Annotated in this window: 1 protein-coding gene; it reads right to left on the reverse strand. The window is 60.8% G+C overall.

What is annotated here, in order from left to right:
- The coding region (locus B9Z49_RS21430; RefSeq protein ID WP_199225146.1) for an autotransporter-associated beta strand repeat-containing protein at positions 1-658 on the reverse strand (658 nt) is incomplete at both ends.

Raw genomic sequence — 658 nt, forward strand, 5'->3', positions numbered from 1 at the left:
CAATGGCGCTGCCGCCAGCCAACACCAAGGTGCCCGCACTCACCGTGGTGGTGCCCGTGTAGGTGTTCGCTCCAGACAGCGTCAAACTGCCCAAACCCGATTTGGTCAAGGCCAACTTGGCGCTGCCGCCGTCGGAGGCCACTCCACTGAATGTTTTGCTCAGTGATCCATCCACACCGGCAGTCAGGGTCACCGTGCCACTGGCCGCTCCGGTGGTGATGCTGCCCGCGCCTTCTATGCTGCCCACGGTGTCATCAACGTCAACCCGGTAAACAGCACCCGATGCCACGTTGACCTGCGTCGTATCCGACAAGCTGCCACTCACGGCCAAGCTGCCGCTGCTGATCGTGGTGGTGCCGCTGTAGGTGTTGGCACCACTCAGGGTCAGGGTGCCGCTGCCCAGCTTGGTCAAACTGCCACCACTGGAGGTCAAGGCAGTGGCCAAGGTGACGCTCTGACCGTTGGTGTCGATGGCGTAGGCTTGACTGGCTGCCGTGCTGAAACGGGCAGAGTAGTCAGATCTGTTGTTGATCGAGAACTGCAGCGCTCCACCTGCAAAACCAATGGTGTTGGTGTTGCCAGTGTTCAATGTCAGACCGCCCAATGCGTTGCTTGAACCCAGTGCCAAGGTGCCGGCATTCAAGGTGGTGGCACCGGA

The organism is Limnohabitans sp. 2KL-51, assembly GCF_003063645.1.
Lineage (GTDB): Bacteria > Pseudomonadota > Gammaproteobacteria > Burkholderiales > Burkholderiaceae_C > Limnohabitans_A.